Source organism: Kribbella turkmenica (genome assembly GCF_004348725.1).
GTDB lineage: Bacteria > Actinomycetota > Actinomycetes > Propionibacteriales > Kribbellaceae > Kribbella > Kribbella turkmenica.
This window is the reverse complement of the sequence record NZ_SMKR01000141.1, coordinates 1-20,460: the sequence shown is the minus strand read 5'-3', so window position 1 is coordinate 20,460 and position 20,460 is coordinate 1. Positions and strand designations below refer to the sequence as shown.

24 protein-coding genes are annotated in these 20,460 nt (G+C 70.4%); 14 read left to right on the top strand and 10 right to left on the bottom strand.

The window, feature by feature from the left end; genetic code table 11:
* On the top strand, positions 1-290 hold a 290-nt coding region (locus tag E1218_RS26905; protein ID WP_202866206.1), incomplete at its 5' end, for a hypothetical protein.
* Positions 287-1,531, top strand: coding sequence for an MFS transporter (locus E1218_RS26900; protein WP_132324999.1), 1,245 nt, complete (start codon positions 287-289; stop codon positions 1,529-1,531). The genes E1218_RS26905 and E1218_RS26900, both read left to right, overlap by 4 nt.
* Here the strand turns inward: E1218_RS26900 and E1218_RS26895 are convergent.
* From E1218_RS26895 to E1218_RS26885, 3 genes are read right to left on the bottom strand one after another with little or no spacing between them, the layout of a single operon-like run.
* Positions 1,509-2,705, bottom strand: coding sequence for an acetate/propionate family kinase (locus E1218_RS26895; protein WP_132324996.1), 1,197 nt, complete (start codon positions 2,703-2,705; stop codon positions 1,509-1,511). The genes E1218_RS26900 and E1218_RS26895 overlap by 23 nt on opposite strands.
* On the bottom strand, positions 2,702-4,792 hold the full coding sequence (pta, locus tag E1218_RS26890; RefSeq protein ID WP_132324993.1) for a phosphate acetyltransferase: 2,091 nt from the start codon (positions 4,790-4,792) through the stop codon (positions 2,702-2,704). Before pta ends, E1218_RS26895 begins: the two co-directional genes overlap by 4 nt.
* A 21-nt stretch (positions 4,793-4,813) precedes the next feature.
* Positions 4,814-5,608 carry an SDR family NAD(P)-dependent oxidoreductase gene (locus E1218_RS26885; protein WP_132324990.1) on the bottom strand — a complete coding sequence of 265 codons (795 nt, stop codon included), beginning with the start codon at positions 5,606-5,608 and terminating at the stop codon, positions 4,814-4,816.
* 107 nt (positions 5,609-5,715) lie between these two features.
* On the opposite strand from E1218_RS26885, the gene E1218_RS26880 reads away from it, so the two are divergent.
* From E1218_RS26880 to E1218_RS26865, 4 genes are all read left to right on the top strand, one after another.
* Complete coding sequence (locus E1218_RS26880) at positions 5,716-5,928, top strand: hypothetical protein (protein WP_132324987.1); 213 nt, start codon at positions 5,716-5,718, stop codon at positions 5,926-5,928.
* Positions 5,929-6,055: 127 nt separating this feature from the next.
* Complete coding sequence (locus tag E1218_RS26875; protein ID WP_132324984.1) at positions 6,056-6,850, top strand: MBL fold metallo-hydrolase; 795 nt, start codon at positions 6,056-6,058, stop codon at positions 6,848-6,850.
* 88 nt (positions 6,851-6,938) lie between these two features.
* Positions 6,939-7,544 carry a hypothetical protein gene (locus E1218_RS26870; RefSeq protein WP_132324982.1) on the top strand — a complete coding sequence of 202 codons (606 nt, stop codon included), beginning with the start codon at positions 6,939-6,941 and terminating at the stop codon, positions 7,542-7,544.
* 77 nt (positions 7,545-7,621) lie between these two features.
* A complete protein-coding gene (locus E1218_RS26865) occupies positions 7,622-8,122 on the top strand; it encodes a DUF2231 domain-containing protein (protein WP_132324980.1) in 501 nt (166 codons plus the stop codon).
* 118 nt (positions 8,123-8,240) lie between these two features.
* Here the strand turns inward: E1218_RS26865 and E1218_RS26860 are convergent, their stop codons facing one another.
* Complete coding sequence (locus E1218_RS26860; protein ID WP_132324977.1) at positions 8,241-8,858, bottom strand: hypothetical protein; 618 nt, start codon at positions 8,856-8,858, stop codon at positions 8,241-8,243.
* Positions 8,859-8,871: 13 nt separating this feature from the next.
* A complete protein-coding gene (locus E1218_RS26855; protein WP_233712491.1) occupies positions 8,872-10,011 on the bottom strand; it encodes a zinc-dependent alcohol dehydrogenase in 1,140 nt (379 codons plus the stop codon).
* A gap of 209 nt (positions 10,012-10,220) precedes the next feature.
* Here E1218_RS26855 and E1218_RS26850 point away from each other — a divergent pair, with 209 nt between their 5' ends.
* Together E1218_RS26850 and E1218_RS26845 are read left to right on the top strand one after the other, a co-directional pair.
* Positions 10,221-11,318: a carboxylate-amine ligase gene (locus tag E1218_RS26850; RefSeq protein ID WP_132324971.1), complete on the top strand. Its 1,098-nt coding sequence runs from the start codon at positions 10,221-10,223 to the stop codon at positions 11,316-11,318.
* The gene (locus E1218_RS26845; protein ID WP_132324968.1) at positions 11,315-11,965 is read left to right on the top strand and encodes a HemK2/MTQ2 family protein methyltransferase; all 651 of its coding nucleotides are present in this window, start codon (positions 11,315-11,317) and stop codon (positions 11,963-11,965) included. Before E1218_RS26850 ends, E1218_RS26845 begins: the two co-directional genes overlap by 4 nt.
* Positions 11,966-11,973: 8 nt before the next feature.
* On the opposite strand, the gene E1218_RS26840 is transcribed toward E1218_RS26845, so the two are convergent.
* Complete coding sequence (locus E1218_RS26840; protein ID WP_132324965.1) at positions 11,974-12,183, bottom strand: CDGSH iron-sulfur domain-containing protein; 210 nt, start codon at positions 12,181-12,183, stop codon at positions 11,974-11,976.
* Between the two features lie 83 nt (positions 12,184-12,266).
* Here E1218_RS26840 and E1218_RS26835 point away from each other — a divergent pair, with 83 nt between their 5' ends.
* The 4 genes from E1218_RS26835 (at position 12,267) to E1218_RS26820 (ending at position 16,452) form a co-directional block, all read left to right on the top strand.
* Complete coding sequence (locus E1218_RS26835; RefSeq protein WP_132324962.1) at positions 12,267-13,259, top strand: iron-containing redox enzyme family protein; 993 nt, start codon at positions 12,267-12,269, stop codon at positions 13,257-13,259.
* A 73-nt stretch (positions 13,260-13,332) separates the two neighbouring features.
* On the top strand, positions 13,333-13,752 hold the full coding sequence (locus E1218_RS36755; RefSeq protein WP_202866205.1) for a DUF6458 family protein: 420 nt from the start codon (positions 13,333-13,335) through the stop codon (positions 13,750-13,752).
* 71 nt (positions 13,753-13,823) lie between these two features.
* Positions 13,824-15,164, top strand: a complete 1,341-nt coding sequence (locus E1218_RS26825) for an ADP-ribosylglycohydrolase family protein (protein ID WP_132324959.1) — start codon at positions 13,824-13,826, stop codon at positions 15,162-15,164.
* A 205-nt stretch (positions 15,165-15,369) separates the two neighbouring features.
* The gene (locus E1218_RS26820; protein ID WP_132324956.1) at positions 15,370-16,452 is read left to right on the top strand and encodes a baeRF2 domain-containing protein; all 1,083 of its coding nucleotides are present in this window, start codon (positions 15,370-15,372) and stop codon (positions 16,450-16,452) included.
* A gap of 16 nt (positions 16,453-16,468) precedes the next feature.
* On the opposite strand, the gene E1218_RS26815 is transcribed toward E1218_RS26820, so the two are convergent.
* Genes E1218_RS26815 through E1218_RS26805 form a run of 3 tightly spaced genes read right to left on the bottom strand, consistent with a single transcriptional unit; the run spans position 16,469 to position 18,673 of the window.
* Positions 16,469-17,215: a GAF and ANTAR domain-containing protein gene (locus E1218_RS26815; protein ID WP_132324954.1), complete on the bottom strand. Its 747-nt coding sequence runs from the start codon at positions 17,213-17,215 to the stop codon at positions 16,469-16,471.
* A 55-nt stretch (positions 17,216-17,270) separates the two neighbouring features.
* Positions 17,271-17,990: a GAF and ANTAR domain-containing protein gene (locus tag E1218_RS26810; RefSeq protein ID WP_132324951.1), complete on the bottom strand. Its 720-nt coding sequence runs from the start codon at positions 17,988-17,990 to the stop codon at positions 17,271-17,273.
* Entirely contained in the window at positions 17,987-18,673 is a 687-nt protein-coding gene (locus tag E1218_RS26805) for an ANTAR domain-containing protein (protein ID WP_132324948.1), read from the bottom strand. Before E1218_RS26805 ends, E1218_RS26810 begins: the two co-directional genes overlap by 4 nt.
* A gap of 244 nt (positions 18,674-18,917) precedes the next feature.
* On the opposite strand from E1218_RS26805, the gene E1218_RS26800 reads away from it, so the two are divergent.
* A complete protein-coding gene (locus E1218_RS26800; RefSeq protein ID WP_132324945.1) occupies positions 18,918-19,133 on the top strand; it encodes an ANTAR domain-containing protein in 216 nt (71 codons plus the stop codon).
* A gap of 109 nt (positions 19,134-19,242) precedes the next feature.
* On the opposite strand, the gene E1218_RS37485 is transcribed toward E1218_RS26800, so the two are convergent.
* Complete coding sequence (locus tag E1218_RS37485; RefSeq protein ID WP_132324942.1) at positions 19,243-19,599, bottom strand: hypothetical protein; 357 nt, start codon at positions 19,597-19,599, stop codon at positions 19,243-19,245.
* Positions 19,600-19,815: 216 nt separating this feature from the next.
* Between E1218_RS37485 and E1218_RS37480 the strand changes: the two genes are divergently transcribed.
* On the top strand, positions 19,816-20,310 hold the full coding sequence (locus E1218_RS37480; protein ID WP_132324940.1) for a MarR family winged helix-turn-helix transcriptional regulator: 495 nt from the start codon (positions 19,816-19,818) through the stop codon (positions 20,308-20,310).
* Positions 20,311-20,460: the final 150 nt, after the last annotated feature.

The window sequence follows — 20,460 nt, the reverse complement described above, 5'->3', positions numbered from 1 at the left end:
AGCGTGGACAGCACAAGACTCGGGCCACCACAGTGAGCCGGATCGCCGAGGTACGGGCGCTCGCGCGCGAGCTCGAACGGCGGGTGGGGCAGCGGAAGGCGGGGTCGCCGAACCACCTCAGCGACCTCGAGGGCTGGGTGACGCCGGAGGTGTGGGAGCGGGTGCGTGAGCTGCTGATGGAGGCGTCGGTGCTGATGCACGACCACAACCAGCCGCCGCGGACGCCGGGGACCGTGCACGTCAGTGCGACCTCCTGGACGTTCCAGATGACCAAGAAGGCGCGGTCGTGAGCGTACTGGCTCCGCTGCGCGAGCGGAACTTCCGTTACTACTGGCTGTCCCGGCTGATCGACCGCGCCGGTACGACGATGGCAGGCGTCGCGCTCGCGTTCGCCGTGCTCGAGGTCAGCGACTCCGCGACCGCGCTCGGCACGGTGCTCGCGGCGTACAGCATCCCGATGGTGGTGTTCCTGCTGGCCGGTGGCGTGCTGGCCGACCGGTTCGGCCGGACGCTGGTGATCCAGGCGACCAACGCGCTGTCCGGCCTCAGCCAGTTGGCGACGGCCGCGCTGGTGATCACCGGTACCGCTGAGGTCTGGCATCTGGCGGCGCTCGCCGCAATCAACGGCACCGCCACCGCCGCGGGCATGCCGGCCCTCGCCGGTGTACTGCCGCAGTTGGTTCCACGCGATCAGCTCAAGGCGGCGAACCTGGTGCTCGCGGTGCCCGAGAACGCGCTGATGGTGCTCGGTCCGGCGGTGAGCGGCGTGCTCGTCGCCGTCGTCGGGCCGGGCTGGGCCCTGGCCGTGGACGGCGCGACCTATCTGCTGGCGATGCTGGTGCTGACCCGGGTGCGCATCCCGCGGCCGGCCGAAGGCCAGCTGCGCAAGGGCGCCGTCGCCGACCTGCGCGAAGGGTGGACCTACTTCCGGTCCACCACCTGGCTCTGGGTGGTCGTCGCGTCGTTCTCCTTGCTGAACGCGATCGGCAGCGGCGGATTCAACACCCTTGGCCCGGTGCTCGCCACCCAGACCGACATCGGCGAGGCCGGCTGGGGACTGATCCGTTCGGCCCAGGCGGTCGGCTTCCTGGCCTGCTCGCTCGCGCTGATCCGGATCTCGTTCCGGCGACCGCTGCTGTGGGGAATGGTCGCGGTCGCCCTCAACGGCATCCCGATGCTGGTTCTCGGCGTCGAGCCCATCCTGCTGGTGGGCATGGTCGGAGCCTTCCTGGCCGGTGTCGGCAGCCAGGTCTTCGGGCTCGGCTGGGATCTCGCGATGCAGGAACACGTGCCGGACGAGATGCTCTCGCGCGCCTACTCCTACGACATGCTCGGCTCGTTCGTGGCGATCCCTGTCGGCCAGTTGCTGTTCGGTCCCCTCGGGCTGGCGTTCGGCGTCCAGCGGGTGATGGTGATCGCCGGGATCGCGTACGTCGTGATCGCGCTGGTCACGCTGGCGTCGCGGTCGGTGCGCGATCTGCCGCGGGCGACGGCGGTCGAGCTCCCGGCTACCGGGAGCGGACCAGGTTGAGGCTCTCGCGGGCGATCTGCCACTCCTCGTTGGTCGGGACGACGAGAACGGCGACCTCGCCGTCGTCGGGGGAGATGCGGCGGGCCTCCTTCGACTGCGCGGCGTTGAGGTTCTCGTCGACGGTGATGCCGAGCCGCTGCAGTCCGCTCAGGGCGGCCGCCCGGACCTCGGCGGAGTTCTCCCCGACTCCGGCGGTGAACACGACGGCGTCGACGGTCCCGAGCACGGCGTAGTACGCGCCGACGTACTTGCGGATGCGATGGCAGTAGACGTCGAACGCCAGCGCGGCCCGCTCGTCGCCGCCGGCGCGCAGCCGGGAGACCTCGCGGAAGTCGTTCTCGCCGGTCAGCCCCTGCAGACCCGAGGACTTGTTCAGCGCCTGGTCGATGTCGTCCATCGACAGGTCCAGCTCCCGCATCAGGTACGCCGGGACCGCCGGGTCCACGTCGCCCGAACGGGTGCCCATCACCAGGCCCTCGAGCGGCGTGAGACCCATCGACGTCTCCACCGACCGCCCGCCGCGGACGGCGGACGCCGAGCAGCCGTTGCCGAGGTGCAGGACGATCGCGTTCACGTCGTCCGGTTCCCGGTCGAGCAGCCGGGCCGCCTCCTGCGAGACGAACGCGTGCGACGTGCCGTGGAAGCCGTACCGGCGGATCCCGTGCTCCTCGGACCACGACCTCGGTACGGCGTACGTGTAGGCGTGCGGTGGCAGCGTCTGGTGGAACGCGGTGTCGAAGACGGCGACCTGCGGCAGGTCGGGGAAGAGCCTGCGCGCGACCTTCATCCCCTCCACGTTGGCCGGGTTGTGCAGCGGGGCGAGCGGCACCAGGTCGGTGACCGCGGCGATCAGGTCGTCGTCGATCAGCGCCGGGGCGCCGAACCGCGAGCCGCCGTGGACGACGCGATGACCTACGGCCGCGATCTCGACGTCGTCGAGCGACGGTCCGTGCGACTCGAAGGCCTCGATCGCCGCACGCAGGGCGTCCTCGTGCGTCGGGATCTTCGCGGTCGTCCCGGTCTCGCCGTCCGGACCGCGGTGGACGTGGTGTCCCTGGCTCTCGCCGATCCGCTCGGCGAGTCCGGAACCGGCCGCCTCGCCGGTCCGGGCGTCGACCAGGCTGTACTTCAGCGACGAGGAGCCGGTGTTGATCACCAGGACGTGATCGGTCATCGGTCGCTGCCTCCGGGGGCCTGCTGGGCCTGGACGGCGGTGATCGCGACCGTGTTGACGATGTCGCGGACGGTCGCCCCGCGGGACAGGTCGTTGACCGGTTTGCGGAGGCCCTGCAGGACCGGACCGACCGCGACCGCGTTCGCCGAGCGCTGGACCGCCTTGTACGTGTTGTTGCCGGTGTTGAGGTCGGGGAAGATGAACACCGTCGCCCGGCCGGCGACGGGGGAGCCGGGCAGCTTCGTCCGGGCGACGGCCTCGTCGATGGCGGCGTCGTACTGGATCGGTCCCTCGACCGGGAGCTCCGGCGCGCGCTCCCGGATGATGTTCGTTGCCTTGGACACCTTTTCGACGTCGGTGCCGGACCCCGAGGTACCGGTCGAGTAGGACAGCATGGCGACCCGCGGCTCGACGCCGAAGGCGACCGCTGTCTCGGCGGACGAGATCGCGATGTCCGCCAGCTGCTCGGCGGTCGGGTCCGGGTTGACCGCGCAGTCGCCGTACACCAGGACCTGGTTCTGCAGGCACATGAAGAACACCGACGAGACCACCGACACCCCGGGCACGGTCTTGACGGCCTCGAGCGCCGGCCGGATGGTGTGCGCGGTGGTGTGGACCGCGCCGGAGACCATGCCGTCGGCGAGCCCGAGCTGAACCATCATCGTGCCGAAGTACGAGACGTCCCGGACCAGTTCGCGGGCACGGTCGAGGTCGACGCCGCGGTGCCGCCGGAGCCGGTGCAGCTCGGCCGCGAGTTGCTCGGCGAGGTCGTCGTGCTCGGGATCGAGGACCTTGGCCGCGGCGACGTCGACACCCAGGGCGGCCGCCTTCGCACTGATGGCGACCGGGTTCCCGAGCAGCGTCAGATCGGCCACCCCCCGGCGCAGCAGGACGTCGGTGGCGCGCAGGATCCGTTCCTCGTCACCCTCGGGCAGGACGATGTGCTTGCGCTGGGCAACCGCCTGGTCGATCAGCTGGTGCTCGAACATCAACGGCGTCACCGCGCTGCTGCGGGCCACGGCCAGCTGGTCGAGCAGCGCCGTACCGTCCACGTGCTGGTCGAACAGCGTGAGCGCCGCGTCGACCTTGCGCGGTGACTCCTTGGTGAGCCGGCCGCGGACCGCGGTCAGCGCAGTCGACGTCGACTGGGTGTCGAGCGTGGTCTCGAGGATCGGCAGGGTGACCCCGAGGCCGTCGATCAGTCGCTGGACCTGAGCCGGCAGGCTGAATCCGCCGTTCAGGACCACGGTGGAGATCTGGGGGAAGTTGAGCGAGGCGTGCGCCATCAGTACGCCGAGGACGACCTCGGGCCGGTCGGCGGCGGTCACTACGGCGGCGCCGTCGAACAGCCGGTCGAGCACGTTCGGCATCGTCATCCCGGCGATCACGACCCCGGTCACCTCCCGGGCGAGCAACGCCGGGTCGCCGGAGACGAGACCGGCGCCGATCGGCGCCAGCAGGTCAGCGACCGTGGGCTGGCTCAGCAGCGGTTCCTCCGGGAGCGCGAACGCCGGTCCGCCGGCGCCGGCGAGCGCGGCCACCGCGTCGGGAATCCGGTCCGGATCGACCCGGTTCGCGACCAGCGCAGCGAGCGAGCCGTGGTTCGCCTGCAGTTCGCCGACCGCGAGGTCCGCGATCGCCCGCAGGTCCCGCGGGCTGCGCCGGAACCCGTTGAGCACCAGCAGCACCGGCGTGCCGAGGTTGGCGGCGATCTTCGCGTTGTACGAGAACTCGGTCGGCGTGCCCACATCGGTGTAGTCGCTCCCGACGACCAGTACGGCGTCGGTCCGGTCGGCGACAGCGTGGTAGCGCTGCACGATCAGCCCCATCGCCGCGACCGGGTCGGCGTGAACCGCGTCGTACGTGACGCCGACGCAGTCGTCGTACTCGAGGCCCACGGCGTCGTGCGCGATCAGGAGGTCGAGGACGTAGTCGCGGCCGCCGTGCAGGGCCGCGTCCGGGCGGACGATCGGCCGGAACACACCAACCCGCTCGACGCGGCGCGACAGTAGCTGCAGCACGCCGAGGGCGACGGTGGATTTCCCCGTGGACCCCTCTACCGAGGCGACGTAGACACTGCTCCCCATGCCTGCACCCTAGTGCAGCAGCTAGCCTCCCTTCGGCTCAGCCATCTTCCGGTGGGCCGCGGCCTTCAGCTTGTCCGGCATGACTTTGTTGGCCAGCTCCTGCGCCTTCGTCATCAGCGACTCGGCGACGACCCGGTCGCGGCCGGCCATCATCGCCTCGAAGCCCTGGCGGGCGACCTCGGCGGGGTCGTCCTTGCTGTCCGACTGCCCGACCGGCGTGTCCTCCATCCCGGCCCGGCGGAAAAACTGGGTGTCGGTCGGGCCCGGCATCAGCGAGGTGACCGTGACGGGTGAGTCCTTCAGTTCGTCCTGCAGGGCCTGAGCGAAGGACTGGAGAAACGACTTGCTGGCGTTGTACACCGCTTGGTACGAGCCCGGCATCGTGGCTGCGATCGAGGACGTGATCAGCAGCCGCCCCTGGCCCCGGGCGACCATGTCGCGCAGGACAGGCTTGGCGAGCGCGACGGTCGACTTGGCGTTCAGGTCGATGATCCGCAGCTCGGCCGCGAGGTCGTTCTCCGCGAAGGAGCCACCGAGCCCGGTCCCCGCGTTCAGCGCCGCCGCGTCGAGCGGGCGGTCACCGACACAAGTGACGAGCCGCTGGATCCCCTCCGGCGTCGCCAGGTCGACGCGGACCGCCTCGACCTGGACCGAGCGGTCACCGGCGGTCCGCAGTTCGGGAGCGACGGTCTCGATCGCGTCGTCCTCGGCCGCGACGACGAGGTCGAAGCCGTGCTTGGCGAATTGCCGCGCGAGCTCGAGGCCGATCCCGCTCGAGGCTCCGGTGACCAGGGCGAGTTGTCCGTTCTCAGTCATGACCTCGCGGTACCCCAGGTGACCGCCTGCATTCGGCCCGGTACGGCGAAGGTGCGGTTGCACGCGGCCGGGCGGGGTACCGAAGGCTTTTCGACCTGGAGGCGATGATGGGTGCACCGCTGTGGATTCTGGTGATGGTGATCGTGCTGGTCGCCGTCGCCTTCGTACTGTGGGCGCTGTTCGCCGCCGGGCGCGGCGCGGCCTCGGCGGCGAAGTCGATCAAGGGCCACGACTCGGGCGAGACCGCGGCCCACTCGACCGAGCACACCAAAATCCGCCGGGTCGACACCACGCCCCCGGACGAGACTCCGGACAAGTGATGGCGATCCGTCCGGCGGGAGGCACGGCCGGGTGCCTGCTGATGATCCTGGTGTCGGCCGTGCTGTCCGTCCTCCTCACGATCGTGCTCAATCTGCTGCTCTGACGGCGGAGAGGACCAGAGGTTCGATGGACTCCATCACCTTCGTCGGGAATGCGACCACCCTCATCCGGCTCGGGTCGTTCACGGTGCTGACCGACCCGAACTTCCTGCACCGCGGCCAGCGGGCCTATCTCGGCAAGGGGCTGTGGACCAGGCGGCTCACCGATCCAGCGCTCACGCCTGAGGAGTTGCCGGGTCTGGACCTCGTTGTGCTGTCGCATCTGCACGGCGACCACTTCGACCGGATCGCCCGGCGCAGGCTGGACCGGACGGTTCCGGTGGTCACCACAGAACCAGCCGCGGACCGTCTGCGCCGCTGGGGTTTCGCCGCGGAGGGCCTCCCGGTCTGGGAGACGTACGACCAGCAGCTGGGAAGTGAGTCGCTCACGGTCGAGTCCCTGCCCGGGATCCATGCCCGCGGGATGATGGCGAAGCTGTTGCCGCCGGTGATGGGATCGCTGCTCATCCACCGGGTGGCCGGCGAGGTACGTCGGCGCGTCTACCTGAGCGGGGACACGTTGACCGGCGACCATCTCGACCAGATCCGCGAGCGGCATCGCGAGATCGACGTCGCCGTCGTCCATCTCGGTGGTACGCGGATCCTGTTCGCCACCGTGACCATGGACGACGTCCAGGGACTCGACTTCCTGGAGCGGATCCGTCCGCGGCTGGCCGTGCCCGTCCACTACGACGACTACCGGGTGTTCCGCTCACCCTTGTCGGACTTCCTCGACCGGGTCGCCGCAAGTCCGTCCGGCTGGCAGGTCAGCGCACCTGCCCGCGGCGAGACGATCATCCTCGACCGGGTCAGCCCCAGCTGAGTCCGCCAACCGCGTCGGTCGGCGGGTTAGTGGGGTGGCGGTGGGGGTACTTGGGATTACTCGCCTCTGGGATGTGTTGGAGGGTTGGATGGCGGTCTATCGAGTCATCTGGCGTTCGATGTGCGGTGTGCTCATCACCGCGGGGGTGGTGGCCGGGCTGATCGTGCTGCCGGTGAAGGTCTGGGTGCTGGTGGGGTTGCTCGCGATCATCCTGGCGTTCGTCGCGGTCGTCGGTCGTTCGGCGAAGGACAGACAGGCGGGCAGATCGGGCGTCGAATCACTCCTGCGTGCCCTGGTCGTGGCTGTGGCGGTGATCGCCGTTCTCGGGCTGGGCGCCGTACTGCAGGGCAGCGTGGTTCTCCTGCTCCTGCTGGTGGGCGTGAGCTCGCCGAGACTCGTCGGCCGGATGCTCTCCGGCGTCACGCGAGCGCCTGAGCCGCCGCCCGGAGCTGTCAGCACGAGGCAGCTCTGCCAGGAGTGGCGGGAGAGCTATCTCTCGCTGAGGCAGGCGCCGACACCCGCCGCCCGGATCCGGATCGTGCGCGCGCGACAGCGCTGCCTGGACGAGTTGGAACGGCGCGATCCCGACGGCTTCCAGGCCTGGCTCGCCTCGGCCGCCAGTGCCGGCGGTGACCCGAGTCGTTTCGTGACCGAGAGTCGCCGGGACAATCCGCCCGACCAGCAGGTGACCTGAGTGAGGTTCTATCGCCAGTGGGTACTGGCGATAGAGGGCGGCGGCATGCGGCCGCCGACGAGCTCAGGAGAACGGCGATGAATGATCTCGAGCGTGCCAAGCGTCCCAAGAACAGTCTGGCCGGCCCGTACGGCCATCCGTTCCATCCGGTGCTGGTCACCGTTCCGATCGGTGCCTGGGTGGCGAGTGCGGTCTTCGACATCGTCGCGCTGGCCGGCCCGAGCCGGGAGGCGGTGTTCGCCGAAGGCGCCTACTGGCTGATCGGCATCGGCCTGGTCGGCGCGGTGGTGGCCGCCGTGTTCGGGCTGATGGACCTTCTCGTGATTCCGCGCGGTACGAAGGTCTTCCGGACTGGTCTGTTGCACATGTCGCTGAATCTGGTCGTGGTGATCCTGTTCGCCGTCGACTTCGCGGTCCGCGCCAACCAGGAACGCGACCAGGCCAGCGTCGGTGGCTTCGTCCTGAGTCTGGTCGCCCTCGCCCTGCTCAGCGCCTCCGGCTGGCTCGGCGGCCAGCTCGCGTACCACTACGGCGTCCGCGTAGCCAACGAGGAGACCCAGCGCGAAGGTTTTCGCTGACCTCACCGACGGGTCGGCACTCCCTCGAGCGCTCGGCGCGCGGGGACGGCGGTGAGCGAACGGCACCTCCAGGCAGCGTGCCTTTCCGGCGAACGCCCATCCGCGGTCGCGGCCACCGTCACCACGCTCGAGGAGATCGGCCGGCGCCGCGGCTCCGGCTGACCTTTCTCAGCGAGCGGCCGAGACGGCGGACGGTGCGGTAACCGAGCAGGCCGGCGACGACCCACGGGCCGGCGACGATGAGGGGGTCGAGTGACTGGTGGATCAGGTCGGCGCGCTTCTGGTGGCGGCGGGACCGGAGGCCGTGGTGGCTGACCTCGGCCAGGATCCCGGTCTCGATCAGCGGATTGTCCGGGTGTTTCGAGACGAAGGACCGCGCCGTGCTCCCGACCGTGTCGACCCGGTCGGCGGCGATCAGCAGGAGCCAGTGCGCGGCCCGGCCCTCGCTGTAGCGACGGTAGGCGAGCTTGCGGATCAGCCCGGAGGCACCGCGCGGCGGGCAGGACGTACCGAACACCGGCGTCACGGACGCGTGCTCGATCGATCGCTCCCGCGGCCACTTCTCCGGCTGGGACTCGGGAATCTCCCAGACGGCGCCGTACGGGTGAGGCTCGTACACCTCCTTCGGTACGGCGGGCCGGTTCGCCGGATCGAGATCGGCGCCCCAGCCCGGGATGCGGGCCCGGAGTTCCTCGCTGGTCTCGGGGTTCGGCGGCTTGTGCGGTGTGTAGGCCATGTGAATGCTCCGGTCAGGCGGCGTCGGTCACGACCAGGGGCTTGATGCACCCGTCGAGCTTGGCCGAGAAGATGTGGTAACCCTCGGCGATGTGTTCGAGCGGGATCCGGTGGGTGACCAGGTCGCGGGGCTTGAGGTAGCCGTTGCGCACGTGCTCGAACAGCCGTGGCCACTGCCGTTTCACCGGGCACTGGTTCATCCGCAGCGTCAGTCCCTTGTTCATCGCGTCGCCGAACTTCACCGCGCTGAACATCGGGCCGTAGGCACCCATCACGGAAACGGTGCCGCCCTTGCGGACCGAGTCGATGGCCCAGTTGAGGGCGATCGGCGAGCCGCCCTGCAGTTTCAGCTTCGCGGAGGTGATGTGCTGCAGCAGGTTGCCGTCGGCCTCGGCCCCGACGGCGTCGATCGCCACGTCGGCCCCGATGCGGTCGGTCAGCTCCTTCATCAGCACGACGACATCGGCGTACTCGGCGAAGTTGTAAGTCTCCGCGTGCGCGAACGACCGGGCTTTCGCCAGCCGGTACTCCAAGTGGTCGATCACGATCACCCGGCCGGCGCCCATCAGCCAGGCCGACGCGGCCGCCGACAACCCGACCGGTCCGGCGCCGAAGACCACGACCACGTCGCCTTCGGCGATGTCGCCGAGCTGGGCGCCGAAGTAGCCGGTGGCCACCGCGTCGGTCAGCAGTACGGCGTCCTCGTCGTCCATCCAGTCCGGGATCGAGCTCGGTCCGACGTCGGCGAGCGGCACCCGGACGTACTCCGCCTGGCCGCCGTCGTACCCGCCGCACGTGTGCGAGTAGCCGTAGATCCCGCCGACCGCGGTCGCGTTCGGGTTGACGTTGTGACAGTTGGCGTACAGTCCGCGGGCGCAGAAGAAGCACGTCCCGCAGAAGATGTTGAACGGCACCATCACCCGGTCGCCGGCCTGCACGGTCCGGACCGACGGGCCGACCTCGTCCACGACGCCGATGAACTCGTGCCCGAAGGTCATGCCGACCCGCGTGTCCGGCATCATCCCGTGGTACAGGTGCAGGTCGGACCCGCAGATCGCGGCCCGGGTGACCCGGACGATCGCGTCGTTCGGATGCTCGATCACCGGCCGCGGTTTGTCCTCGACCCGAATCCGGTACGGACCTCGATAGACCATTGCACGCACAGACGAACTCCTTCCGCGAAAGGCGGACAGTGCCCGGGCCGGGGCGAGCACAAACCCTGGGCGACTGCCGGACCGGCGGGCGGGTGCATGGGCCGGGTAACCGGGAGAACGAGGTTCAGCCGGAGCCTCGGACGACCGCCGGCGCAGGGCGCCGGTACCGACAGGAGGCTCGTGTGGCCGATGTTGAGTCCGTTGGTCCCATGACGGGAAGCGACCTGCCCCTGGACGCCGGGCTGCTGAGGTCGCTGTTCGCACGCACAGTCGCCGGGACCGTGGGCTTCGAGGAGGAGTTGCTGCTGGTGGACCGGCGCAGATACCTGCCCGTGGACGCGGCCTCCCTGCTGGCGCGCGTCGCCGACCCCAGGGTGAAGCCCGAGCTTCCGGCGTGCCAGCTCGAGATCGCGACCTCCGTGCACGACAAGGTGGCGGACGCCGTCGACGAGCTGCGCTCGTGCCGTGCGCAGGTGGCCGACGCCTGCGGGACCGACGTCGCGGCGATCGCCGCACCGGTTCATCCGCTCCTCGACGGACCCATCGCGCTGTCGCCGACCCGGCGGGCCGCTGAGCTCGGCGTCCGCTACCGGGAGGCGATCGGCCGGCAGCTCGTCTCGTCCTTGCAGATCCACCTCGCCTTCGGTGACGCCGACTGCACGCTGGGCGTCTACCACGCTCTGCGGAACCTTCTCCCGGAGCTGGCCGCGCTGGCCGCGGCCGCCCCCTTCGCCGGTGGGCGTGACACCGGCCTGTGCTCGGTGCGTCCGCTGGTCGCCTCCGCCTTGCCGCGACAGGGTGTGCCGCCGGCGATCGCGTCCTGGGACGACTTCGCCGAGAACCTCGCCTGGGCGGTCCGCGGGGGCGCTGTGACCGACGCTTCGGAGTGGTGGTGGGAACTGCGGCCGCACCTGCGCTACGGCACGCTGGAACTCCGCGTCCTCGACGTACAGGCGACGGTGGCGCACACGAGCGCGATCGCCCGGTTCGTTCACGCTCTGTCCGGCAGGCTCGCAGAGCTGCACCATCTCGGCGAGTTCCAGCCGCCGGCGCCGACCTGGAGGATCGCCGAGAACCGATGGGCCGCTCTCCGGGACGGCGTACGGGGAGAACTCCTCGACCTCCGCACTGGCGAGCCCCGGTCGACCCGGCGGCGACTCCACGAACTGATCGACTCCGCCGAACCTTTCGCGCCGGGAGGCTTGGACGACGTCCGGCGCGTGGTGGACGACCCGCCCGTGGAGCGGCTCCGAGCGCTCGGGCCGGAACGCGTCGTCCCCTGGCTGGCGGAGGTGTTCACCGCATGAAACTGCTGACCCTACCGGGCGTGTTCGCCCCGATCTCCGACTCGTTCATGCTGGCCGACGCCATCCGCGACGAGGCGGTCGGTCCGGACGGACGGGCGCTCGACGTCTGCACCGGGAGCGGCGTCCTCGCCCTGGCGGCGGCGGAGGGCGGTGCGGCGACGACGGCGATCGACGTCTCCCGGCGAGCGTTGCTCACCGTCCGCATCAACGCGTTCCGAGCCGGCCTGCGCGTCCGCACGCTCCGGGGACGCACATTCGAACCCGTCGCCGGCGAGCGCTTCGACCTGATTGCGAGCAATCCGCCGTACGTACCGTCGCCGCGACCCGACCTGCCCCGTTACGGCGCGACCCGGGCGTGGGAGGCGGGTCACGACGGACGACTGGTCCTGGACGCGCTGTGTGACGCGGCGCCCGCCCATCTGCGCCCGGGCGGAGCGTTGCTGCTCGTGCACTCGTCGTTGATCGGGATCGACGCCACCATCCGGCGGCTGCGCCGGGCCGGGCTGGTGGACGTCCAGGTGCGGTCGTCCGTGCGGGGTCCGCTGGGCCCGCTGATGCGTGCGCAGCAGGCCGCGGGGACCATCCCGGCCCATGTCGACGAGGAGGACGTGGTGATCATCCGGGCGCGCGCGCCGCTGACTCGCTGATGGCAGGCTCACCCGGCCGGGCGCTGCCGGAGCAGCGTGTGGGTGCCGTCGCAGAACGGCGGAATGCCGGTACGGCCGCACCGGCACAGCGCGATCGTGCGGCGTTCGGCCGGGAGCGGATCGCCGTTCTCGTCCAGGAGCTGGAAGTCGCCCCGGACCAGGATCGGACCGTCTGGGTAGGCACGGATCTCGGTCCCCCGGTCATCCTTCGACGTCATGCACCAGCAGTACCCACGCCGGCGCCGCAACTCACCTGGTTTTCCGGCGGGTACCGGCCAGGCGCCTCGAGAGGAGACCTTGCATGCAACTACCACCGCCACGAGGCCCGCTGAGCGCCTGGCTGGACCACCGGCTCACGGGCGGCGACGACGGGGCCCGGACGCCCGAGGCCGGACCGTCCGACCGGCCGTACGCCGACGAGGATCTCCAGCTCGCCCTGTGGGTCGCCTACGAACTGCAGTACCGCGGCTTCGACGAGGTGGACCCCGATCGTCAGTGGGATCCGGAGGTCATCGCCTTCCGTACCCGGCTGGAGCGCCCGTGGGTCGACTGGCTCGAAGCCAACTGCCGGATCCGTCCGACCGATGAACCGGTGGCGACGCAGTTGCGGGCCTTGATCGACGCCGACGACGGCCCCCGGCTCGCGCCGTACCTGCGCCGGCACGCCACCAAGGAGCGGTTCCGTCAGTTCGTGCTGCACCGGTCCGTCTACCAGCTCAAGGAGGCCGACCCGCACAGCTTCGGCATCCCGCGCCTGGACGGGGCCGCCAAGGCCGCCCTGGTCGAGATCGAGGCCGACGAGTACGGCGGCGGCCGCCGGGACCGGATGCACTCCGAGCTCTTCCGGACGACGATGCGCTGGCTCGCGCTCGACGACAGCTACGGCTACTACGTCCCCGAGGTCCCGGCCGTCACGCTGGCGGTGTCGAACGTGATGTCGCTGTTCGCGGTCCACCGCCGCTGGACCGGTGCGCTCCTGGGGCACCTGGCGGCCCTCGAGATGACGTCCACGCTGCCGAACCGGCAGTACGCCGCCGGCGCGATCAGGCTCGGGGCTTCGGACGAGGAGGCCCGCTACTTCACCGAGCACGTCGAGGCCGACGCGGTGCACGAGCAGATCGCGGCGCACGACCTCTGCGGCAGCTACGTCGAGGAGCATCCCGGGGCGATCGGCGACGTCCTCTTCGGCGCGGCCTGTTCGCTTGCGGTGGACAACCTCTTCGCGGAGCACCTGCTCGCCGGCTGGAGAGTGTCCGGCCGGCAGCTGCGCAGGCCGGCCGCGGCCGCGAGCTGAGCCCACGGTTCACGGTGCGTGACGCTGGGTACCGGAGGCGCCAGGACACATCGGGCAATTCTGGAGGCGTGAAATGAGCATCGGAGCCGGCATCTTCCTGATCGCGGCTGGCGCGATCCTTGCCTTTGGCATCCGTGACGACAGCGGCACCGTGGACCTCAACGTCATCGGCGTGATCGTCATGCTCGCGGGCGCCGCCGGGATCTGGCTGTCCTACTACATCACCAACCAGCGCCGCCGGGTGCAGACCCAGGCGCTGGATCCGGCCGTCGAGGAGGAGTACCGCTCGGTCGAGGAATCCAGCGCCGCGCACCGCGAGGCGCAGGCCGGTGCCGAGACCCCCACCGAGCGGCGGATCGAGCTCGACCCGGCCGCCAGCGGCCTGCACACACCGGCCCCGGATCGCGCCCGGCCGGTCAACCCGGAGCCTGCCGAACCGCGCGGTGCGACCTCGCGCCGCCGAATCCTGCACCGCTTCCGCGACCGGCGCTGAACCTGCGGGCCGCCCGCCGTCGTGATGTGCTGATCCTCGTCCTTCCGTTCGCATGATGGCTGAGGTGCAGCGTGCACGACGTACTCGATCCGCGCGATGTCGTTGTCGACGAGGCGGAGCAGTTGGTCCACAGCGGATATCCGGCCCAGGGGCTGCTGGCGGAGGCCCGCGAGGCCGCGGCCCGGAACGACCTGGCCCGGCTCGAGCAGATCGAACGTCACCTCGGCCTGCTCGAGACAGATCCAGGCTGGCCGTTCGACGAGCCCGACGACGACCCGATTTTGCTGGGCCTGGCGGCTGCCGCGCCGGAGTTCGCGGTTCCCGCAGAGGCGCTGGCGGACCGGATCCGAGGTTGCTGGCTGGGACGGACCGTCGGGAACACCCTGGGCAAGCCGGTCGAGGGTCTGAGCCGCGCCGAGATCGACAGCTACCTGCGGGCGGCCGGCCAGTGGCCGCAACGCGGATACCTGCCGCTGCTCGACCCGCTGCCGGCGGGTGTGCCGGCCCTCCATCCGTCGGCCCGGACCGCCACGGCCGGACGCTTCGCCGACGTTCCGCGCGACGACGACATCGACTGGACGATCATGGGGCTCCACCTGCTCGAGACGTACGGGCGGGAGCTGACCACCGAGCAGATCGCCGGCGAGTGGCTGGACCGGATGCCGTTCACTCAGACCTACACGGCCGAGCGAGCGGCGTACCGGAACCTCGTCCACGGTCTGCGGCCGCCGTCGACCGCTGTCCACCGCAACCCGTACCGCGAGTGGATCGGGGCGTTGATCCGCGGTGATGCCTTCGGTCTGGTCAGTCCGGGACGACCCGGCGAAGCCGCTCGACTGGCGCTCGTCGACGCCCGGCTGACGCATGTCGCGAACGGGGTGTACGGCGAACTGTGGGCCGCCGGCTTGGTGTCGGCCGCACTGGCGACCGGCTCCGTGCACGAGGCGATGCGGGCGGCGAAGTCGTTGATCCCGGCCAGGTCGCGACTCGTCGCTGCGCTGGACGCTGTCGAGAGGCTGCACCGCGCCGGCGCCGATCACACCGCTGCACTCGACTGGGTCGATACCGAGCTCGGTCACCTCTCCTGGGTGCACACGGTCAACAACGCCGCTCTGATCGCGGCCGGGCTGTGGTGGGGCGACGGCTTCATGGACGCCGTCGGCATCACGATCTCCGGCGGACGGGACACCGATTCGAACGCCGCCACCGTCGGTAGCGTGTACGGTGCCGCCAACGGTGCGGCCGGCGTACCGGGCGAGCTGGTCGGAACGACGCACGTCCGCGTGCGCAGCGCGGTTCGCGACTTCGACCGGATCACCGTCGACGAACTCGTCGAGCGAACCCTCCGGCTGGCCGGGGACGAGGTGCGGTCGACTCCGCCCGCTGATCGGCGGAGTGCCCGTGGCCGGTGACCGATCGTGCAAGGTGACGACTTCGGGATGTGCCATGCCGTCGATGCCGGCACGGTGCAGGCGTTCCGGCCAGGCCGTCGTGACCGACCCCGAGATCCGCAAGGCGATCGAGGAGCCCGGCATCCGGCCCGTGTCGAAGCGCGATGCCTTCACCGGCTGACAACAGCGCCGGTTTTCCGTTCGGCCGGTGGGGTACCCGGTCGGCATGGACATGAGCCGACTGAGCCCGGTCTACCAGGGTGAGGGACCGTTCGCGAGTGTGCTTCTGGACGTGAGTCGTGATTCCGAGTCCGGAGTCCAGGAGCACGAACTGCGGGTGCGCGGCGCGGGTGAGGAACTGGCCCGGTCGGGGGCTCCGGACAGCGTGGCCGAGCTGGTCACCGAACGACTGGCCGAACGGGTCGAGACTCCGGCTCCGGTGGCGCGGATGGTCGTGGCGAACGAGGGCGGCGTGTTGCTCGACGAGGTGACGCACCAACGTGTCGACCAGCCGGTCGTGAGCTGGGGACCGTTACCGGACCTGGCGACGTGGGCGGCGCTGGCCGAGCGGAACGTCCGCTTCGTGCTGGCGCTGGTGGACCACGAAGGCAGCGACCTGGCGGTCTACAACTCCGACGTACCGGAGCCCGAGTCCGAGGTGTCCGCCGGCGGCGAGACCCATCACGTGCACAAGGTTCCGGTCGGCGGATGGTCCGCGCTGAGGTACCAGCACGAGACCGAGAACGTGTGGAAGCGGAACGCCGACGCCGTCGTCGAGAAGCTGGAGTCACTGATCGGGAAGGGCATCCGCCTGGTCCTCGTCGCCGGCGATCCGCGGTCGGCGGCACAGGTGCTGGAAAGCCTGGAGAAGTCCAAGGCGACCCTGATCCAGCTGGAGTCCGGCGGTCGCGCCGAGGACGGTGGCGACGAGGCGCAGCAGCAGGCGATCCGCGAGGCGCTGATGGAGTACGCCGTGGCCCGGCGGCTGGATCTCGTCCACCGGCTGAAGGACCGGCTCGGACAGGACTTCGCGGTGGCCACCGGGGTGCGGGACGTGGCGGACGCGTTCGTCCGCGGGCAGGTGGAGACGCTGCTGCTCGATCCGGGCGCGGCGGCCGAGTTCGAACTCGTGCCACGGGACCACCCCGGCCTGGACCTCGGCGCTGTACCGCAGGACGAGGCCGTCCGGGCCGACCAGGCGATGCTGGCCGCGGCGGTCCGGACCGACGCCCGCGTCTCCGTTCTGCCACGGGCCGCTCTCGGCGGTGCTCCAATGGCGGCGCTGCTGCGCTGGGACAACCAGGACTGACGACTGCCGGCGTACGTCAGCGGGGAAGTTTGCGGGTGTCGACGAGTTGCTGCGCGACGTCGCGCAGCTTGGTGTTGGTGTCCTGGGAGTAGCGCTTCAGGACTTCGAACGCACGGTCGCCGTCGATCTCGTAGCGCTCCATCAGGATGCCCATCGCCTGGCCGACAAGCTTGCGGGCGTCGATGGCCTGAGCCATGGACTCGTCGTGCCGGGCGCTCGCGACGGCGACCGAGGCGTGCCGGGCGAGAATCCGCGCAATGGCCTCGTCGTCGGCGTCGAACGCGTCCGGTTTGGTGCTGTAGAGGCCGAGCACGCCGATCGTGCCCGCGGCGGTCGTCAGCGGCACGTCGAGCACGGTCCGGACGCCGAGTGCGCGGACCCTCGCGGTCCACTCGGGCCAGCGTTCGTCGGTCGCCGTGTCCGGAATCAGGATGGAGTCCCGTCCGCGCATCGCCTCGACCAGTGGCCCTGTCCGGGTGTTCATCTGGAGCTCGTAGACCTCGGCCACGACCGGATCGGTCACCGCCGGAATCTGCGGCCCGCCGCGGACCGACAGCGCCACTCCGGCGTGCGAGCAGTTCAGAGCCTGGAGGGCGAACTCGACCACGGCGTCCACGGTCTCCTGGACACCGCCGGTGTCATGCAGTTCGACCGCCAACCGAGCGAATCGATCGGCGGCGCCGCTGATGGCGTCGAGCGCGGTCTTCTCGGGCTCCGCGGGCGCGTCGCTCCCCGCAGGCCTCTGGGAATCGGCCTCATCCATACGTCCATCATGCCTCAGCCCCCGATCCGCGGCCGCCCGGAGCGAGGACCGAGGGTCATTCGGCGGCGCGGGCGATCAGGTCGGCCGCCGTGGCGGTGAGTGGCTGTTCCCGGCGTCTCGCGAGGTCGACGAGGCGGTCGAAAGCGGCATCCATGGAGACGTTCTCCGTGTACGCGACGACGCCTTTGGCGCGTTCGATGACGGCGCGGTCGGCGAGCGCGGCGCGGGTCTGGGCGGCGACCTCAGCCGGCGTCGGAGGGGTGTGGATGAGGACGAGACACGCGACGTCCGCGAACGCCTGCGAGACCAGTTTCTTCTCGCCGGTCACCTGCTGGCCGGCGAGGAAGAGGTTGACAGCACCGAGTGTCCGACCGTGCCATTTCATCGGCGCGGCGTGCACACCGTCGAAGCCGGCCGCGCTGAAGCCCTCCCGGAGTGACGGCCACTGTGCGGCGATGCCGTCGAGTCCGCTCGCGGTGACGGGCCGACCGGTCGCGATGCAGTCGACGCCCGGTCCTTCGTCGACCTGCAGTTGGTAGACCTCCAGGTGCTCGGCCCGATGGTCAGTGGCGGTGAGGAATTCCAGCCTGCCGTTGCCGGGGCCGGCCACCAGGATCCCGGCCGCGACGGCGTCGATGCTCTCCGCGCAGCTGTGCAGCAGGGTGGTGATCGACCCGATCACGTCGTGGTCCGTGACGAGCGCGGCAGTGGCGGCGGCCAGACCCCGCACGGCCCGTTCTGGCAGCGGTGCCTGGGGGGTGCCGTGGCTGGTCATGCGTCTCCTCGGAAGTCGAGTCGTCGGGTGACGACCAGATGGGCGATCTCGCCCAGGCTGCTGTCGTGGGCGTAGGCATGCGCGCGCAGGATGGCCAACGCGTCGTCGGGTGAGATCCGCAGCTGGACGACCACCATCCCGGTCGCCTGGTGAACTTCCGCCCGGGCCGACCACTTGCCGTCGGCCTCGGGGTCGCCGGTCAGTTCCGGGTCGCGCAGCAGCGCCGCACCGATCGCGGCAGCCAGGAAGAGGGCGGACTCGTCGGACTCGGTCGGCCCGCCGTCGGTGAAGTAGGCCGCCAGGACGCCGAACTGCTGATCGCCCGGCCGCATCGGAATCGCCTGGATCGTCGTCGGGCCGACCCGTTGCCAGGCGGCGCGACTGAACTCCGGCCAGCGCGGGTCGGGCTGATCGCGGACGACCGCCGTGACCGTGGTCGCGGCTGCGGCGGCGGTCACGCACGGACCTTGCCCGAGGACGTCCTGGAGATCCTCGAGCTCGCCGGCCCGGGCGTCGGTCGCACTCAGCGCCAGCCGGGTGGGACCTTCCTGCACAGCGATCCAGGCGCCGGTCGCGTTCAGGATCAGCCGGGCGGCGTCGCAGAGCCGGTCGGCCAGGTGTCCTTGCGCGTTCGTGGCGGCCAGCCGCGCCAGTTTGGTCAGGATCTCGGTCCGATCCACCATCCGGGACACCTCCACCGGCGGTCTTCCGGCCGCACGCCGTACACCCCCAACCTACTCGTGGCAGGGCATATGCGCTCTGCGACCCACCGGGAGTGGACCGACACGGCGGACCGGGCGTTTGGTTGCGGGGGCGTAGGGTGGGAGATGTCGCCGGCACCTCGCATCCGTCGCCCAGGGCGGTTCGTCGGCGGTGTTCGACCGAACAGGCCAGGGGAGTCCTGCTGGTCGCGGAGGGTCGTGCCCCATGGGCAATGACGACGAAGACTTCGGAGCTCTCGACCCGGGGCGGGTCGACGAGGCGGCGACCTTTTCGATCGCCGTGGCTCAGGGCGTGCTGATCGAGCGGTACGACCTGAGCGCGGACGGGGCGTTGACGATGCTCGACGGCCGCGCGCGCAGTGCCGGCATCCCGATCGTCGAGGCAGCCCGCTGGCTTCTCAGCGCGGGCAGTCTGCCGTAGTCCGAGGCCCCGCAGGGCGTCACCAGGCACATTGCGTGGGTGCTGGAGGCCCGCAAGCCGGCCGGCCAGGCGATGGGCAGCCTGCTGGAGCGGTTCGACCTGGACGGCGCTAGCCGGCGCCACGGGCCGGGATCGCCATCCCGGAATCCATGCCCACGGCAACTACATGGGGAAGGTTCCGCAGGGCCCCCTCCAGCGTTCGGGCAACGACGGGGTCGACGGTGGTGTCCGTTCCCTGCCAGATCTGGCGCACCAGCACCTGGGCGACCGTATTCGGCGACCGCTGGCAGTTCCGCGCCCAGTCGGCGATCAGCACATCCGCCTGGGCGGCGCTGACGCCGAACCATTCCTTCAGGACCTGTGCTGCCAGCTCCGGGTACGGCCGGTCGACCGACTCGACAACCTCGGACGGGATCATCATCTGCTGCTCGGTTCTCGCGCGCTGGTGCTTCCCCGGCTGCTCCATAACCGACCGGTTCAGCGGACCTTGCCGGTACCCCGCCCGCCACCGTCCATTCGCCGCGCTACTTCCCTGGTGGCTCCGGGTGGCGACAAGTGGTTCCTGCGGACTGGGTGGCGTCGACGCTCCCGGCAGGTCGTCGGTGGGGCGAACGCCGGCCGCCGAGGTCAGCGACGAGTGATAGATTTGTGCACTAATGATCAGCGCTGCGTGGAGGTGCTCGTGAGTGACGTCGGTGGCGAGGTCGACCCGCTGGACCTGGAGAACCAGGTGTGCTTCGCGCTGGCGGTGGCTTCGCGAAGCGTGATCGCGGTGTACCGCCCGCTGCTGGAGCCGCTCGGGCTCACGCACCCGCAGTACCTGGTGATGCTCGCGCTGTGGCAGTACGCACCGCTGTCGGTCAGGGAGCTCAGCCGGCTGCTGCAACTGGAGCCCGCAACCTTGTCGCCGCTGCTGAAACGCCTCGAGGCGACCGGATACGTCGAGCGTCCGCGGGCGCAGGGTGACGAGCGCTCGCTCGCGGTCACGCTGACGCCGACCGGATGGCGACTGCGCCGCAAGGCCGAGAAGATCCCTGGGACGATCGTCGACCGGCTGGGCATGGAATTCTCCGAGCTCCAGCACCTGCACCAGGTGCTGACCCGGGTCATCGGCGCAGCCAACGAGGCCAACGGCTTCCGCCGGCCGGAGCCACGAGAGGTGCCGGCCGGCGGCTGACGGTGGCAGGAATCACCCTCCACGCGACAATTAGGACACTAATTATTCGCGTACACTGAAGGCATGTCGACCGGGCCCGCCCGGAGCCGCAGAGCTCCGATGCACATCGAGACCGTCCAGCGCTGGGTCGCCTCGGCGATCCTCTTCCAC